At 56.0% G+C, this 16,723-nt stretch carries 14 protein-coding genes and 5 pseudogenes; 12 read left to right on the forward strand and 7 right to left on the reverse strand.

Annotation, left to right across the window (positions count from 1 at the left end; translation table 11 throughout):
• The first annotated feature begins 24 nt into the window (after positions 1-24).
• The 8 genes and pseudogenes from AC4PCC_RS07710 to AC4PCC_RS07745 form a co-directional block, all read left to right on the forward strand.
• A complete protein-coding gene (locus AC4PCC_RS07710) occupies positions 25-636 on the forward strand; it encodes a TetR/AcrR family transcriptional regulator (protein WP_492126959.1) in 612 nt (203 codons plus the stop codon).
• 341 nt (positions 637-977) lie between these two features.
• Positions 978-1,511, forward strand: a complete 534-nt coding sequence (locus AC4PCC_RS07715) for a GNAT family N-acetyltransferase (protein WP_492126960.1) — start codon at positions 978-980, stop codon at positions 1,509-1,511.
• Positions 1,512-1,553: 42 nt separating this feature from the next.
• Positions 1,554-3,167 (forward strand): ABC transporter substrate-binding protein, encoded by a 1,614-nt coding sequence (locus AC4PCC_RS07720; protein WP_492126961.1) that lies wholly within the window; start codon positions 1,554-1,556, stop codon positions 3,165-3,167.
• 15 nt (positions 3,168-3,182) lie between these two features.
• On the forward strand, positions 3,183-4,172 hold the full coding sequence (locus AC4PCC_RS07725; RefSeq protein WP_345828037.1) for an ABC transporter permease: 990 nt from the start codon (positions 3,183-3,185) through the stop codon (positions 4,170-4,172).
• Positions 4,172-5,005 carry an ABC transporter permease gene (locus AC4PCC_RS07730; protein WP_492127470.1) on the forward strand — a complete coding sequence of 278 codons (834 nt, stop codon included), beginning with the start codon at positions 4,172-4,174 and terminating at the stop codon, positions 5,003-5,005. Before AC4PCC_RS07725 ends, AC4PCC_RS07730 begins: the two co-directional genes overlap by 1 nt.
• On the forward strand, positions 5,002-6,615 hold the full coding sequence (locus AC4PCC_RS07735; RefSeq protein ID WP_492126962.1) for a dipeptide ABC transporter ATP-binding protein: 1,614 nt from the start codon (positions 5,002-5,004) through the stop codon (positions 6,613-6,615). The genes AC4PCC_RS07730 and AC4PCC_RS07735 overlap by 4 nt, the downstream gene beginning before the upstream one ends.
• Before the next feature lie 10 nt (positions 6,616-6,625).
• Complete coding sequence (locus tag AC4PCC_RS07740; protein WP_492126963.1) at positions 6,626-7,960, forward strand: LLM class flavin-dependent oxidoreductase; 1,335 nt, start codon at positions 6,626-6,628, stop codon at positions 7,958-7,960.
• Between the two features lie 45 nt (positions 7,961-8,005).
• A pseudogene (locus tag AC4PCC_RS07745) lies at positions 8,006-8,092 on the forward strand (ABC transporter permease); the annotation flags it as partial.
• Positions 8,093-8,103: 11 nt separating this feature from the next.
• Here the strand turns inward: AC4PCC_RS07745 and AC4PCC_RS07750 are convergent.
• Entirely contained in the window at positions 8,104-9,192 is a 1,089-nt protein-coding gene (locus tag AC4PCC_RS07750) for an SMP-30/gluconolactonase/LRE family protein (RefSeq protein ID WP_492126964.1), read from the reverse strand.
• 203 nt (positions 9,193-9,395) lie between these two features.
• On the opposite strand from AC4PCC_RS07750, the gene AC4PCC_RS07755 reads away from it, so the two are divergent.
• Positions 9,396-9,797 (forward strand): cupin domain-containing protein, encoded by a 402-nt coding sequence (locus AC4PCC_RS07755; protein ID WP_492126965.1) that lies wholly within the window; start codon positions 9,396-9,398, stop codon positions 9,795-9,797.
• A gap of 223 nt (positions 9,798-10,020) precedes the next feature.
• Here the strand turns inward: AC4PCC_RS07755 and AC4PCC_RS07760 are convergent, their stop codons facing one another.
• The 3 genes and pseudogenes from AC4PCC_RS07760 to AC4PCC_RS07770 form a co-directional block, all read right to left on the reverse strand.
• Positions 10,021-11,052 carry a methionine synthase gene (locus tag AC4PCC_RS07760; protein WP_492126966.1) on the reverse strand — a complete coding sequence of 344 codons (1,032 nt, stop codon included), beginning with the start codon at positions 11,050-11,052 and terminating at the stop codon, positions 10,021-10,023.
• Between the two features lie 26 nt (positions 11,053-11,078).
• A complete protein-coding gene (locus AC4PCC_RS07765) occupies positions 11,079-12,059 on the reverse strand; it encodes a DUF1852 domain-containing protein (RefSeq protein WP_492126967.1) in 981 nt (326 codons plus the stop codon).
• A 497-nt stretch (positions 12,060-12,556) separates the two neighbouring features.
• Positions 12,557-13,079 (reverse strand): annotated as a pseudogene (locus AC4PCC_RS07770) (DJ-1/PfpI family protein).
• 236 nt (positions 13,080-13,315) lie between these two features.
• On the opposite strand from AC4PCC_RS07770, the gene AC4PCC_RS07775 reads away from it, so the two are divergent.
• From AC4PCC_RS07775 to AC4PCC_RS07785, 3 genes and pseudogenes are all read left to right on the forward strand, one after another.
• Complete coding sequence (locus AC4PCC_RS07775; RefSeq protein WP_492126968.1) at positions 13,316-13,792, forward strand: cold-shock protein; 477 nt, start codon at positions 13,316-13,318, stop codon at positions 13,790-13,792.
• Positions 13,793-14,042: 250 nt separating this feature from the next.
• Positions 14,043-14,690, forward strand: a complete 648-nt coding sequence (locus tag AC4PCC_RS07780; protein WP_492126969.1) for a glutathione S-transferase — start codon at positions 14,043-14,045, stop codon at positions 14,688-14,690.
• Positions 14,691-14,760: 70 nt separating this feature from the next.
• Positions 14,761-14,933 (forward strand): annotated as a pseudogene (locus AC4PCC_RS07785) (IS630 family transposase); the annotation flags it as partial.
• Positions 14,934-14,980: 47 nt separating this feature from the next.
• Here the strand turns inward: AC4PCC_RS07785 and AC4PCC_RS07790 are convergent.
• From AC4PCC_RS07790 to AC4PCC_RS07800, 3 genes and pseudogenes are all read right to left on the reverse strand, one after another.
• Positions 14,981-15,183 (reverse strand): annotated as a pseudogene (locus tag AC4PCC_RS07790) (RHS repeat-associated core domain-containing protein); the annotation flags it as partial.
• Positions 15,184-15,235: 52 nt separating this feature from the next.
• Entirely contained in the window at positions 15,236-15,625 is a 390-nt protein-coding gene (locus AC4PCC_RS07795) for a hypothetical protein (RefSeq protein WP_492126970.1), read from the reverse strand.
• Between the two features lie 211 nt (positions 15,626-15,836).
• Positions 15,837-16,694: pseudogene (locus AC4PCC_RS07800) on the reverse strand (RHS repeat-associated core domain-containing protein); the annotation flags it as partial.
• Between the last annotated feature and the right edge of the window lie 29 nt (positions 16,695-16,723).

A 16,723-nucleotide genomic window follows, 5' to 3' on the forward strand; every position in this document is an offset into this window, starting at 1 on the left:
CGAGCGTTCTCTATAATGATTCGCATGAATACGAAAACCGCACTGACTCTTCGCCCTGGCCGTCCCCGTGAATTTGACGGGGACGCGGTACTGGATAAGGCCATCATTCGCTTTAGCGAATATGGCTACCATGGCTCGTCCATCTCGGATCTCAATGGCGCGCTGGGGCTGACGTCCGGCAGCATCTATAAGGCCTGGGGCGACAAGCGCGGGCTGTTTCTGGCGGCGCTGGACCGCTATATGCTGCTGCGGGCGGAGGCAATCCGCACCTGCCTGGCGGAGCAAAGCAGCGGCCGTAACAAAATCGAGGCGCTGTTGCAGCACTATGCCCGGGACAGTACCGGGGCGGCGGGTCGGACGGGCTGCATGGTGGTTGAAACCGCCGCTGAGCTGGCCGTGGCCGATGAAGAGATCGCCGGGCGCATTGCGGCGCAGCATCGCAAACGTGAAGCGCAGCTCTGCGAACTGGCGGCGGAAGCGCAGCGCGACGGTTCGCTGCACAGCGGATTGGAGGCGGCCGTTATCGCTAAGCTGCTGCTCACGCTCCAGCAGGGAATGCGGGTGCTGGGGAAAACGGGCGCGACGCCCGAAGAGATGCAGCCGATGATCGCCGCGCTGATGCAGCTGCTTAGCTAACACGCCACGCTTTGCAGGCGATCACAGAATCCCCTGCTGTCCCTTGTAAAACCCGGCTCGCTTATTACTCTGCATACAGACAGGGGCTGTTTATGCCGCTTTTTCTGCTGCCTGCCGTGAATGTCCGGCATACCCGCAAGCCCCGCAGGAGAGTCCAGCGTGAATCAGAGCCAGCGCGACCCTATTGCCACCGTCGCAGCCAGCGGGGTAGATGCCGCCTGACCGGTCCCGGGCAGGCGTTTATTCCCATATTCAACAAAACGATTGTCATTATTGTCGGTTTACATTCATTTCGCCGAATTCTAATAATTTAGCGGTGATGAATTCAGGAAGCGGCAGCTATGAGTCAATCTGTTCAGGTGGCAAAACCCGACGACGCGGAAGAAATATTCGCTTTATTACAACGCGCCTATGCATCACTGCTGCGTGAGAATATCCATTTTACCATAACGCAGGGGACGGTGGCCGAGGTACGCGCCACCATCGAGCAGGAGACGGTGCTGGTATTGCGCAAATGGCAGCGTGCGGTCGCCACCGTAACCGTGCGCCTGCCCTGGGCGCAGGACGCCAGCGCGCCTGCGGCACTGCCGTTTATTCACTGGTTTGCCGTCGACCCGGATTATAAGGGTCAGGGCTATGGCCGAAAAATAATTGACTGGGCCGAACGCCGTTTATTGCAGGAGACGCTAAAAGCACCGGGCGTCTATTTAGCCACGGCCATTAAGCATCCCTGGCTTAGCGAACTTTATTTACGTCGTGGCTACCAGCCTTTCTGTTATCGCACCAATAAATTAGGCGAGGAACTGGTTTTTCTGAAAAAAGAGTTTATCGCCATTGCGTCCCCAGAGGTCGCTGAAATTATACAGCCTGCCTGATTCAGGGCCTTAAAAATAACACCTGCAACGACCGGGAATAATATGAAAGTGAATTCGCTCGCCCTTGCGCTGAGTTTTACCTGCCTGCTGGGCAGTGTCTCTGCCCTTGCCGCCGCACAGCCTCACCGTGGCGGCAGCCTGACCTGGGGCGTCGAGACTGAGCCCGTTCCGTTTAACCCGCAGCTTAACGGCCAGTCGAAGGCGGAAGTGGTGCTGCGCAACGTCTGGGAATCGCTGCTGGCGCGCCGCCCGGACGGCAGCTACGTTCCCTGGCTGGCACAGGGCTATCAGGCCTCGCCGGACGGCAAAAGCTTCACCTTCACCCTGCGCCCCGACGTCACCTTTTCCAACGGCGAAAAACTGACCGCCAGTGCGGTAGCTGAAAATTTCCACCATTTGCAGGATGCACAATACTGTGCCGGCAGCAGCCTGTGCGCGATGGGCGTGCGCATTGCCCGCATCGACACGCCGGATGACCACAGCGTGACCATTACGCTGAAACAGGGCTTTGCCCCGTTTCTCGCCTTCGCCGCGAAATTACCGATCCTGGCCCCCGCCAGCTGGCATTCATCGCAGCTCAGGTCGGGAGGTACGGAGATTGCCGGCACCGGGCCGTTTATCCTCGAAAGCTATGAGAAAGGCCAGCAGGCGACCTTCGTGCGCAACCCGAACTATCACTGGGCACCGGCCACTGCACAGCATCAGGGACCGGCCTATCTCGACAGCGTGACCTATCGCTTTCTGCCGGAGTCTTCGGTGCGCACCGGCGCGCTGCTTTCGGGACAGGTCGACGTGATTGAAGGGATATCCGGCAACGATGCCGGGGAATTTAAGGATAACGCCGACTTTACCTATCAGCATGCGCTTAACACCGGAACCCCTTACTCGCTGTTCCTGAACGTCGACTACGGCCCGACCCGCGAGCTGAAAGTGCGCCAGGCGCTGCTACAGGGGCTGGATATCGATCCGATCCTGAAATCGGTCTATCGCGGTGAGCGCACCCGCGCCTGGGGCATCACCTCACCCGTTGATCCGCTCTATAACAAGGATCTGGAGGGCAAATATGGCAACCAGCCCGCGCTCGCTAACTCACTGCTGGATGAGGCAGGCTGGACCATGCGCGACAGCCAGGGCTTTCGCAGCAAAAACGGTCAGCGGCTGAGCATCGAGGTGATCCAGGCCCAGGCGACGGTGCGCGATCAGCGCGACGTGCTGCTTCAGGCGCTTCAGGCTCAGGCGCGGCAGCGTCTTGGCGTGGAGCTTAAGTTGCGCTACGTCGATGCAGGCACCTACGTTGAGGTACGCAACAGCGGAAAATTTGGCTCGATAGCCAACTCGAACACCGATACCGACGGCATTGATATTGAAAATCACTATCGCCCGGTCAACGCGGGTGGGGCAATCAACTACAGCCGCGTCAACAGCACGGAGATCAATGGCTGGCTGGACCGCGCGGCGGCGACGCTCGATGCGGCGCAGCAGCGGCAGAACTACAGCGATCTTCAGCAATACGCACTCATTAAGCAGGCGCTGGCGGTGCCGCTCTATGAGCCGGAAGATCAGATTGCGGCGGCCAGCTATGTCCACGGCGTCGGTTTCCGCAGCTTTAAGCAGATGCCGGAAAATAGCTACGACATCTGGCTGAGCGAACACTAACCGGGAGAGGCCAGCATGAGTCTTGAGAGCATCTTAACCCACCCGCCGCGCGCGCCGCGTCCCGCGCTGTGGCGCAGCCTGTTGGTGCGTCGTATCGCCGGGCGTCTCTCCGGCGGCGTGCTGGTGCTGTGGGCAGCGGTGACGCTGGCGTTTCTTGGCATCCATCTGGCACCGGGCGATACGGTCAGCCTGCTGATTGGTGAACAGGCGCGCACGCCGGCCATTGAGGCGGCTATCCGCAGTGAATGGGGGCTAAATGAGCCGCTGGCGTGGCAGTATCTGCACTATCTGTGGCGCGCGGTGCACGGCGATTTTGGCCGCTCTTACGTCCTGAATACCGAAGTAAGCCAGCTGCTGACCACTCAGCTGTGGCCGACGCTGAAGCTGACCGCGGCGGCGCTGCTGGTCAGCATCCTCTTCGCCGTGGTAATGGCAGTCGCGACGGCAAACCGCCGCTGGGGTCGCCGCGTGGCAGGCGGGCTGGAGCTGCTGCTGGCTTCCACGCCGTCGTTCTGGCTGGGCATCGTGCTGCTGTTTATCTTCAGTTTTAGCCTGCGCTGGTTCCCGGTGGCGGGCGACCGGCATCTCTCTTCGCTGGTGCTGCCCGCGCTGTCGCTTGGGCTGGCCCAGGGTGCGGTGCTGGCACAGGTGCTGCGGCGCGAGCTTGAAAGCGCGCTGGCGGCACCCTTTACCCTGACGCTGCGCGCGTGGGGCGTGGGCGAAACCACGATTCGCCTGCGTCACGCTCTGCGCCATGCCGCCCTGCCGGTCGTCACCCTGACCGGCTGGCTGGTGGGCGGCCTGCTGAGCGGGGCGGTGATCACCGAGCAGGTGTTTGGCCGTCCGGGTCTGGGCAAGCTGACGGTGGATGCGGTGCTGGCGAAGGATCTGCCGGTGGTGCTGGCGGTAGCGATCCTTTCGGCGCTGATCTACGTGGTGATGAGCACGCTGGTGGATATTCTGGCGCTGTGGCTCGACCCACGCCTGCGGGAGGAGAGCCGATGATGAAAGCTCTCTCCGCACGTTTCTCCCCGACGCTGCCCGCCTCCGTCTGGAGCGCCAGCCTGTTTCTGCTGCTGGTTGCGCTGGCCGTGGTGGCGCCTGAGTGGCTGACGCACGGCGATCCGCTGCTGGCCGACCCGGTTAACGCCCAGCTACCCCCTTCGGCGCAGCACTGGCTGGGGACCGATCAGCTGGGGCGCGACCTGCTGACGCGGATTATCTATGGCAGCCGCTACTCGCTGCTGATAAGCGTGGCGGCGATGGCGCTGGCGGTGATCTTCGGCACGCTGCTGGGGCTGAGCGCGGCGCTGGCGCGCGGCGTGATCGATGAGCTGCTGAGCCGCGCGGTAGACGTTATCTCGGCGTTTCCCGACCTGCTGCTGGCGCTGATGCTGATCGCCTTTACCGGTCCCGGCACCGCTAACCTGATTATTGCGCTGGGTGTGGCGTCGGTGCCGCGCTTTGCCCGCGTGGTGCGGGTGCAGACGCGCAGCGTGATGACCTCCGGCTACGTTGAACAGGCCCGCACCTTTGGCCTGTCGCGCTTCCGGCTAACGGTGCGGCATATTCTGCCCCACGCGATGGCGCAGGTTCCGGCGCTGGCGACGCTCGGGCTGGGCACCGTCATTATCGGCACCGCCGGGCTGAGCTTTCTCGGCATGGGGCCGCAGCCGCCTACCGCCGAATGGGGGCTGATGCTGGCGGAAGGGCGTAACTACCTGCGCAACGCCTGGTGGATCGCCGCCTGGCCGGGGGTGTTTATCACCCTGACGGTGGTGGCGGTGAGCACGCTGGGCCGCTACTGGCAGACGCGCTTTGCCGGGAGGTCGCAATGAGTCAGCCGGTAATTGATATTCGCAACCTCTCTATCCGCTTTGGCCCTCAGCAGGTGGTGAAAAACCTCAGTCTACAGGTGTGGCCGGGCGAATCCGTGGCGCTGGTTGGCGAGTCCGGCTCCGGCAAAACCCTCACGGCGCGCAGCCTGCTGGGGCTGCTGCCGGAGGGGGCCACCTTCAGTGCCGATCGCTTTGTTATCGACGGGTGCGACATGTTGCAGGCCAGCCGTCGCGACTGGCAGGCGCTGCGCGGGCGTCGCATCGGCTATGTGCTACAGGATGCGCTGGTCTCGCTCGATCCGCTGCGGCGTATTGGGCAGCAGCTGGCCGATGCGCTAACCGCCTCCGGCTACCGGCCGGGCGCCCCGCTGCGGGAGAAAAGCGTGGCCCTGCTCCAGGCGGCGGGCATTGACGATGCCGAAAGCCGCCTCGATCGCTATCCCCATCAGCTTTCCGGCGGCCAGCGCCAGCGCGCGCTGATTGCCACCGCCCTGGCGGGCAGTCCGGCGCTGCTGATCGCTGATGAGCCGACCACGGCGCTGGATATGACGGTACAGCGGCAAATCCTCCAGCTGCTGGCGCAGCGACAGCGCGACGGCCAGGCGCTGCTGCTGATCAGTCACGATCTGGCGGTGGTCTCGGCGCTGGCGGATCGCGTGCTGGTGATGCGCGATGGCGAAGTGGTGGAGCAGGGCCACTGCGGGCCGCTGCTCAGCCAGCCGCAGCATGCCTGGACGCAGCGGCTGCTGCGTGCAGTGCCGACACCCGCCACGCGCGGTCTGCGCCTCAGTTCAGCCGAACCGGTGCCTCTGCCGACGCGACCCCAGCCTGGCGGGGCGCCGCTGCTGGAGGCGATCGGGCTGCATAAGGCTTACGGTGAGCGGCAGGTGCTGAATAACATCAACTTTACCCTGCACGCCGGGGAAACCCTCGGCGTGGTGGGGGAGTCCGGCTCCGGCAAAACCTCGCTGGTCAAACTGGTGATGGGCATCAGCGAGCCGGACAGCGGTACGCTGCTGCTGGAGGGGAGCCGATGGGATCACCTCCCGGAGAAAGCGCGCCGCGACCGACGGGCGCGTTTACAGCTGATTGCGCAGGACCCGTACAGCTCTTTTGATCCGCGCTACACGGTGGAAAAAATCATTGGTGAAAGCCTGGACTGCATCGGTATTTACGGCGACGCACGTCGCCAGCGGGTACGCCAGCTGCTGGACGAGGTACAGCTCGGCGACCGCTTCCTTAATCGCTACCCGCAGCAACTCTCAGGCGGTCAGCGCCAGCGCGTCGCTATCGCCCGCGCCTTTGCACCCAATCCGGCGCTGCTGGTGGCCGATGAGCCGGTCAGCGCACTCGACGTCTCGGTACAGGCGCAGGTGCTCGATCTGCTGGCCGATATGCAGGCCGCGCACGGCACTGCGCTGCTGTTTATCTCGCACGATCTTGGCGTGATCCAGCATCTCGCCGACCGCGTACTGGTAATGCAAAACGGTCAGGTGGTGGAGAGCGGCGAACTGCGCCAGGTCTTTACCGCACCCCAGCATCCGTGGACGCAAAAACTGTTACAGGCGCTGCCGGTCCTTCCCGGTCTGCGCCCCACAATCGCACAGTAAGGAGTACAGAATGAGTCAGACACAACGCCAGCTGCGGCTGGGCGCGATTATCCAGGGCGTTTCCGGCAATATGTCAGCATGGCGCCACCCGGATGCGGTCGCGGATGCCAGCATCAACGTGGACTATGTCATCGAACTGGCGCGCAGGGCGGAACAGGCGAAAATCGACTTTCTGTTTGTCGCCGATGGCCTGTACATCACGCCGCAGTCGATTCCGCACTTTCTGAACCGCTTTGAACCTGTCACGCTGCTCTCTGCGCTGGCGCTGGTCACCCGGAACATCGGCCTGGTGGGGACGCTCTCCACCTCTTACAGCGAGCCTTTTACCGTGGCGCGACAGTTCGCCAGCCTGGACCATCTGAGCGGCGGTCGGGGAGGCTGGAACGTGGTGACCTCGCCGCTGGAGGGCTCGGCGAAAAACTTCTCGCGCACTGCGCACCCTGAACATGATGAGCGCTACCGCGTCGCCAGTGAATATCTGCGCGTGGTGACCGGGCTGTGGGACTCCTGGGAGAAAGACGCGTTCGTGCGCGACAAGGCCAGCGGTGAATTCTTCGCGGCCGATAAGCTGCATACCCTTAACCATAAAGGGCAGTACTTCTCGGTGCAGGGACCGCTTAACGTGGGGCGTTCACCGCAGGGCAGGCCAGTTATCTTCCAGGCGGGCGCATCGGAAGCGGGCAAAGCCTTCGCCGCCGAAGCGGCCGATGCCATCTACACCCGGCATAACAGCCTGGAGCAGGCGAGAGCGTTTCGCGAAGACGTTCGCCACCGCCTGGAAGCGCGCGGGCGCAATGCCGACGATATTCGCGTTTTCCAGGGCATCAGCGTAATTATCGGCAACACCCCAGAGGAGGCTGAACGCCGCTATCAGCAGACCGCCGAACTGGTCACCATCGATAAGGCGCTGGAGTACCTTGGCCGCTACTTTGAACACCATGATTTCAGCCAGTACGCGCTGGATGAACCCTTCCCGCAGATTGGCGAGCTGGGGGAAAACAGCTTCCGCAGCACCACTGACAATATCAAGCGCTACGCCCGCGAGCGGGGCCTGACGCTGCGTCAGGTGGCGCTGGAGGAGGCAACGCCGCGCCCCAGCTTTATCGGCACTGCCGCAGAGGTGGCGGACGGCCTGGCGCAGTGGTTCCTCGACGGGGCCGCCGACGGCTTTATCGTGCGCGGCGGCACGCCGAGTGCCTTTGAAGACTTTGTGGATCAGGTGATCCCGCTGCTTCAGGCGCGCGGCCTCTACCGTCAGGAGTACGAAGGGAAGACCCTGCGTGAAAACCTCGGGCTGGCTGAGCCGGAGAATCAGTTTGCCCAGCGCCGCCAGCAGGTTGCGTAATGTGTCGCGCAGCTTAGGTGATTTTCAGTGAGCAGCAGGCCCTGGCTGACGGTGATAGTGGTGCTGGTCGCGCTGGTAACGCTGCTTCTGCTATTTGGCGACAGGCTGTCCCGCCGCCTGAATCATCGCTAGCGCGTCAGCCGTTAGGGCAGCGGAAATTTATAGATAAACCAGGGCGCGGCGGTTTTGTTGACGCCCTGATTCGAGGAGGGGAGATATTCAAGCTGCGGCGCGGGAATATAGATATTCCGGCTGCGGTCAATAAACAGCGCGTCGGCAGAGATCAGGCGGTCATCCTGAATTAACACCTGGCGTTTGCCGCCGGGCAGCAGCCGCTCGACCGAACGGTTCTCGGTGTTGGAGAGATAAAAGTTACCCTGGCTATCCATCGCGGTGCCGCCGATCGAGGGGATATCCGCGTATTTTTCAATGTGCCCCTGCAAGGTCGCGCCATCCAGCGCATCATCCAGCAGGTAGCGCGTGGCAATGCGGCGCATCGGGCCGGTGGGGGTAGAGAAATAGAGCCATTTGCCGTCGGGGCTGACCTCCAGCATATCGCTCTCGACCTCGGGCCGTTTGCCCTTTTCATCGCTCAGGATGCGGCCGCCAAACCCCTTTTGCGCCAGCTGCGGCGGCTTTTTCAGCTCGGGCAGAGCGGAAAGTTTTCTTTTGGTCACCCCGGTTTTCAGGTTATGGATGATGATGCCGCCCAGGCCCGAATCGGTGACAAATATCAGGTCGCCATACAGCCGCAAATCGTTGGGCGCACCGCCCGGCGGCAGGCTTTGTGCATCAAAGCGTACGATTTTGCTGACGCGTCCGGTGGCGATTTCAAAGGCGACCAGCTTCGCCGCGCCCGGCGCGGGAGTGCCATCCTCAGGTGCCCCCTGATCAACCACCCATACCAGGTCATCATTGAATATATGCACCGCATTAATATTCACCAGCTGGTCCACGCCGCTGTCGCCCGCCCGCCACTGGTTCCAGGCGTTACCGGGGAAGGGCACCGGGCCGTTTAATGTGACCTTCGCCAGCGCAGGGGAGTTTTCATGGCCTTTAAAACGCGGCAGGTTAATAAATATTGTTCCCTGCGAGGAGACCGCCGCGCCGTTGGTCAGCCAGGGGGAGGTAACCGCGACCTCAAGTGGGGAGGCTGACTTCACTGCCGCCAGGCTTTGACGCGCCAGCGCCGCCGCAGCGAGTCCGCTAATAATGAAATTTCTTCTGTTCAACAGCGACTCCTTAATACCGGGATTTAAAACAGAGGGGGTAAAGCATATTAATGCTCAGCCTGAATGAAGCGCATTGATTTTTCGGGCGTTATTAACTAGACCTTTATTAGGTTTAGATGAATTACCACATAATGACAAAAAATATTTCACTGGTCACTTTGCGTTATTATTTGATTCAGGCCAGTAATAAACAGGAGAAAAGAATGAGCAGCGATAACGCACCGCAGAATAATACCGATCAGATTAAAAGCGAGGTGCTGCTGGCGTGTAACGGCGCATGGAATGGGCAGCCTTATGACCCCTATCCGGCTGGCAAGCCTCAGCTCTCAATGATAAAGCTCTCGCTTCCGGCTCACACTTCATTACCCTGGCATATTCATCCCATGCCTAATATTGCCTATCTGGTCTCCGGCTCGCTGACCGTTGAGGATAAAGAGAGCGGTGAACGCCATACCTTCTACGCCGGGCAGGTAATCAACGAAACGGTTAACAGCGCTCATCGTGGCTACACCACCGATGAACCTGCCGGGCTGTTAATTACCTATGCGGGCGTTGAGGGGCAGGAATTATCAGAATCGCTGCCGGGTGAACCCGACGAATTCTGACGATTTCAAAAGCGTGAATCCTGGCTCCCGGGAAAAGATAAGTGAATTTAAAGGCGAGCTGTCCGGTAAAACGAGTGAGGAGATCGTCGCTTTCGCAGGTCGGCTTGTAAAAGAGAAGAACGAGCAACTGGCGCGGCAGGAAAGCTTACTCCGATCGCCTGCCTTACGGCGGACCATCGGAGCGAGCGGGTAATTCACTTAACCTTGCCGCGACAGGGCCAGGTTATTTAGCCAGCAGTTCTCTGCGAACGATTTCTGCCCCTGCGCTTAACGCATTGAGCTTGCCTTTCGCAACCTGACGGGAGAGCGGGATCATGCCACAGTTAGTTGACGGATAGAGCTTGTCGGCATCGACAAACTGAAGCGCCTTGCGCAGGGTATTGGCGACCTCCTCGGGGGTTTCAATGGTATTGGTTGCCACGTCAATCGCCCCAACCATCACTTTTTTACCGCGGATAAGTTCAATCAGCTCCATTGGAACATGCGAGTTTTGACATTCCAGCGAGATAATATCAATATCAGAGGCCTGCAGCTTAGGGAAAATCTCTTCATATTGCCGCCACTCTGAACCCAGCGTCTTTTTCCAGTCCGTATTGGCCTTGATGCCGTAGCCATAGCAAATATGTACGGCGGTTTCACACTTAAGCCCTTCGATGGCTCTCTCTAATGCGGCAATCCCCCAGTCATTCACCTCATCGAAAAATACGTTAAAGGCAGGTTCATCAAACTGGATAATATCAACGCCGGCCGCCTCAAGTTCTTTGGCTTCCTGATTGAGAATTTTAGCGAATTCCCAGGCGAGTTTTTCGCGACTTTTATAGTGGCTATCATACAGCGTATCAATCATCGTCATGGGACCGGGCAGCGCCCACTTAATGGGTTTATCGGTTTGCTGACGTAAAAAACGGGCATCTTCCACGAAAACGGGCTTTTGGCGACTCACCGGCCCCACAACCGTTGGGACACTCGCATCATAGCGATTACGGATTTTCACGATCTCACGCTTCTCGAAATCCACGCCGCTGAGATGCTCGATAAAGGTGGTGACAAAATGTTGGCGCGTTTGCTCGCCATCACTGACAATATCGATACCGGCCTGCAGCTGATCTTCCAGACACAAACGCAGAGCATCCTGTTTGCCATCAATCAGTTCCTGACCCTGCAATTTCCAGGGTGACCACAGCGTCTCAGGCTGCGCAAGCCAGGAGGGTTTAGGTAAACTGCCCGCGGTCGACGTAGGTAACAATATTTTCATAACAGATGCCTTGTATTTTTAGTTAATCAAAGAACGTAATTAGCAGACCACTGCTCAAGAATAGTTCGATAAGGTTTAATGAAGTGCTCTTCAGTAAACTTACCCTGCTCAATAGCTAACCGGCTACGCTCTTCTCGATCATAAACAATTTTGGTTAATGCATAATCCTGCTGATCCAAATTCGGCTGATACGCTTTTCCTGCAACAGCATGCGCATTGTAAATCTCAGGTCGGTAAATCTTTTGGAACGTCTCCATCGTACTGATGGTGCTGATAAGCTCAAGATCGGTATAATCGCCCGTCAAATCACCCGCAAAATAGAAAGCTAAAGGTGCAACGCTGTTTGCTGGCATAAAATAGCGTGCCTGTAACCCCATTTTATTGAAGTAGTGATCGGTCATGGAGGGTTCATTTTGCTGGTATTCAACGCCCAGGACAGGATGCTGATAATCCGTCCGGTGATAGACATTTTTGCTGGAAACGCTCAGGCATATCACCGGCGCTTTAGTAAAGTTCTCTTTGTAAGTCGCTGAGTTAACAAAGCATTTAAATAGCTTTCCGTGCAAGTCGCCAAAATTATCCGGCGTGCTGAAGGTGGATTTATCCCTGTTGTGCTCTAACAGTACGACGCTAAAGTCATAATCCCGCACGTAAGAGGAAAAATTATTGCCGACAATACCTTCAATGCGTTCATTGGTCTTTTTATCGACGATATTCGTCTTCAGTATTTCAATCACCGGGAAGGTATTACCCTTGCCCTCAACATCCATCTCAACAGAAACGATTTCAAGCTCTACCGAATAACGATCCCCTTTCGGGTTATCCCAATGCGCCAGCGTGTTGAAGCGATTGTCAATCATCGCCAGAGCATTGCGCAGGTTCTCCTGACGTTTTTCGCCTCTGGCTAAATTAGCAAAGTTGGTCGTGATGCGCGTACTTTCTGATGGGTTATAGTTTTCATCAAAATTAATGCTTTTTACAGCAAAGGTGAAATCGTTATTCGTCATAATCTGTGATCCTAATGTCTGATATAAAAACCTGAATTTTTATTATTTCTTCGCTATTTCCCAGCGTCCTTTTCCGGTTTTCTCATTCAGTGGTCTTTATATTGTTGATAATCAATAATGCATATTTTATGCCATCAACACTGGACGAGTGGAAGTGATTTAATTTCACTGCAACATGAGTCATCTTCATGATCTGCCTCGCGCGCAGTACGCCTTTTGCTGCATAAATTTTCTTTTTTCGAAATTATTGATTTAAATCAATATGTTATGCATTTTCCTCAGGGCGGGCTATTTTATGTTACGCCCGCTTTATGCTCACTGCCGCCTTCGGGTATAGCCGAAAATGATTTAGCTCAGGCAGCCGACAGGATAGCTCAGCGGTGGCAACAGGATCGGTCGCTCTGAGGTGATGTCGGACGATAGAAAAATGAAACGGAGCGAATACGCTTAAAGGGGCTGTTGTCGCTTATGATCAGCCCTGGCCTGACAGTGCGCTATCACGACATTTTTAAGAGGGTTGACGCTGCTTTTACCGTCGCCTGTCGCCTTTTTTCAATAAATGCCGCCGTCTGTTCTTTTGCTTTTTGCAGCTGGGGCGGAGATGCCGTCCGGGGGGAGCCACAGGAAAAAGGTGGCGCGGGGTCGTACTCCATGTGTAATTGAATATTCTGAGCAATCTCACTGCCATACAGCTCTGCCACAACGGTAAGCGCAAAATCAATGCCGGATGTTACGCCCGCGCCAGTAATACGATTGCGGTCCCGGACGATCCGCCATCAGCTCTATCTGTCCGGGTCCTCCGGGAATGCAGATGACATCAAGTTTCGGGCATGTGCTGAAAGTGGTAGTCGGCAGAATTGCCATTCCCCGGTCCGATACGACAGGATCCCGCGTTTTCCAAATGAGATGGACGTTGGTGTCAGGGGCTCTGACAAAAACTTCATACGGACCGGTGAGATCAAGCTGTGTCAGTGCCGGAAACAGTAGCAGCCCGATTGATATGCAAGCGGAATCACTCATGACAGACCCTTTATGATTTATAGGTGTAAAATGACTTTTTCTCACCCAGAGCAAATTTGCGCGCTGCGGCAGGGTGATTCTCAGGCATCTAAAAGGATAGGTTATCTGGCTGCCCCTCGCATAGCAGAGATTTATCGTCCAGACTTAAACCAAAACGTAGTCTACGCAGCCGTTGTGCTTTACACTGCGCGCTGTAAAAACTGAGTAGATTAACGATAAAGTAGGCGGTAAAGGCGATGAACGGAACGATCACAACCTGGTTTAAAGAAAAAGGTTTTGGATTTATCAAAGATGAGAACGGTGATAACCGTTATTTTCATGTGATCAAGGTCGCCAACCCCGAGCTGATTGACAAAAATGCGTCGGTGACTTTCGAACCTGGCACCAATAGCAAAGGCTTGTCAGCCTACGCAGTCAGGGTGCTACCGGAAAGCAACTATATTTATATCGCAGGCGAGCGTCTCAAGCTCACGGCGATCAAGTCCTGGCTGGTTTACAGTGAAGAAGTCCCTGTTGATGCCCGCATTGACAAAGAAAATGCAGTGCTCTCTGTGGGCCTGTTGATGAACAGCATCAGGCCGAAATCCTCCACTGAGCCGGGTGAAATGCGCTCGCTGAAAAAACTGGCGATCACCACCTTCCAGGGTACGACATTAATCTTCTCAGAAGATGAGATTGACGTGGATGCCACGGTGAAGATGCTTAAAGTCTGAGTGCGGGCAGACTGAACAGGGCCTCAACATAGTCGGCTGACCTTCGCGGAAATCCTGTGCCCTTTACTGGCAGGATTTCGGGCAGCCCATAGGCCGCCTGATTATTGCTGCGAATGCAGGCAACCACAGCGTTGCCTGGAATTTTCCGGTTAGCGCAGGCGTCTACAGTACTGCCTCGTTTCTTCCTGCGCTCGCAGTCGCACGGCAATCTATTATGCTTACTGATAATCACCCGCCAGTGGAGAATGTCATGTATACGCTTTATGGCTCGGACCATTCCGGATCGGCCGCAATAGAAATGGCGCTTATCCGCTGTGGCGTGGAATATTGCGTGGTCAAAGCCAGCTCCTGGGAAAAAAACACCGCCGAAGAAGCGTTAAGCCGTCTCAATCCGTTGGTCCAGATACCCACATTAATCCTTCCCGATGGTTCTGTCCTGACCGAAAGCGCAGCAATTATGATCTTCCTCGGGCTTGAATACCCGGACGCGGGAATTTTATCGACGAATGCCTCAGTACGCTCGCAACAACTGCGCGGTCTGATTTATATAGTGACTAACTGTTATGCGTCCATCGGAATGATTGATTATCCAGAGCGATGGCTGGGCTCCAACCAGAAAGCGTCCCTTAAGGCACTGGCTGAAGGCGCAACCCACAAGCTTTATCAGCAGTGGGAGACGTTCAGCGACATTTTCCAGGCATCAGCGGCCTGGTGCCCGCAAGCACCGGGTGGTCTCGAAATGCTGGCCTGTGTTGTTACCCGATGGAGTGCGGCGCGTGATTATTTGCGTACCGCCAGAGCAGATTTTTACGCATCGTTGTTAGAGATAGACCATTACCCCCTCATCAATCATGTTGTGCAGAATCACTGGCCGTCAACCTGCTCCGGGCAGCAATAAAGACCGGACAGCCGTGGCTGCAAAAGCGGAGTATGGTTTCGGGAATAAATCGGTAACGTAAATTTATTAGCCCGCGTACTCGCCGTGGGTGAATCATGTGAGCAGTTATGGCAGGCGCCGCACCACACGATAACCCGTAACCACCAGTGCCGTTCAATATGGCAGTTGCTGAGAAAGGTGCATCGTTTTATGGAAACCGTTAGTCCATTCCCCGCAGGAAAACATGGACTGGAAAAAGTGTAGCGGTATTCGGCGCGGCTATTTAGTTGGTGATCTGCCATTCGCTTGTATAGACCAATCGGGTTGATCCACGTAAATGGATTCGGCGCATACTGATACAGTTTCCACCTGCGTTCGGGTCGTGCACCGTAAAACGTCCCATCTGTGGGTCGTAATACCGGAACAGATTATAGCGCAGGCTCATCTCATTGTCAGCGTACTGCCCGGAGGAGAGCAGTACTGGTTGTAATGTAGGAGGATTGTTTGGTGTAGCAAAATATGAATTTTTATTTCATATGTACATATAATTTTTACATGGAAAAAGATCAATACACTCCCGGTTTCTGTTGAAAGCTAATGAGTTTAGGCTTCCATATTTCATCCCAGTATTTTTCTTTTTCAGCATCATAGTTCACTATATGATATAGGTCATCTTTATCGTTATGAGAATTAAAACATATATCAACCCCTCTTATTATCCATGATAATAGCTTTATGATTTCATCATCGTATTTCTCTTTTTCAAAAAGCATTGCAACGTCGTCTATGAATTCGCTCAAAAGGTTTTCATCATACATAGCTTCTTCGAATAAGAGATAACAAAAAGTACCTTCAATTAAGTCATCTTTATTACTGAGAATCTTATTTCTTAAGTCAGTTGTCATATTAACACCCAGGCCCTTTTCGCTTAGCGGCTTTGTTTGACTTTCTTTCATTAAAAGAACCATCCAGATTAAATACACCCTTAGATTTATCTAATGAAGAAAACGTTTCGTAGTGATCTTTATGAAGATTATCTAAATAAAAATAATCACCTTTTTTAAAGGTAATATCTCCAACCTTGACTTTACTGGTTACTTTGTAGATCTCAGCGCCCTGAAATTTTTTTCCAGTTGTAGATGCAGCTCCCTTAAAGATTTCAATAAAACTCAACCCCCAGGGATCTATCCACCCCAGCGGATTCGGAGCATACTGATAAAGGTTCCAGCCACCCGCCAGCCCAATCGGATCCTGTACCGTAAAGCGTCCAATCTGCGGGTCGTAATACCGGAACAGATTATAGTGCAGCCCGGTTTCACTGTCAGCGTACTGCCCGGCGTAGCGGAGTGGCTGATGGTGCAGGGCAGTTTGCTGCGCGATTTTGTGAAAACCTTCCGTCTGCCGGGTGACGTCACCGAAGCTACCGTAGTGCCCACTCCAGCGCAGTTCGCCGCTTTCATCGATAATTTCCAGCGGTGCACCGTTAAGGTCGGTACTGAACCAGAGAATATCTCCATGACTGTCGTCGCGTAAATGATCAACCCGCGCCAGCGGGCTGTATGCTTCATTCGGGTCGTAAATACAGGTCTGGCACTGCCCATTCTGCTGCTGCTCCTGTAACAGTCGGAAGCCCTGCCACAGGAAGCGGGTCTCAGTGATGCCACGCTGCGTGGTGACGGTTTTACGGATGCGACGGCCCAGGGCATCATACTGGTAGTGCGCGGTAAAGCGGCCTTCTGGTCCATTGCCCTCAGCCCGTATCAGCCGGTTTTCCGCATCATATTCATAATGTTGCTCATGCAGGCCGCTGCGGCGACTGACCAGGTTTCCCCACCCGTCGTATTTCATAAACAGGCTCTGCCAGTGCGTCAGGCGGTTATCCGTCAGCAGCAGGGCAGACAGGTCATTATCCGGCAGGAGGTTATCCGCAGCGTCGTAGCGGAACGTCCGGGTGCTGTGGTCCGGGCGGGCTTCGTAGTGTCTGAGAAGACGACCTTCCTCATCATAGCCATAAATCGTGCTGCCGTCGCCAGTTCACCTGTCAGGTATCCCAC

This window comes from Erwinia sp. L03-1 (assembly GCF_058686115.1).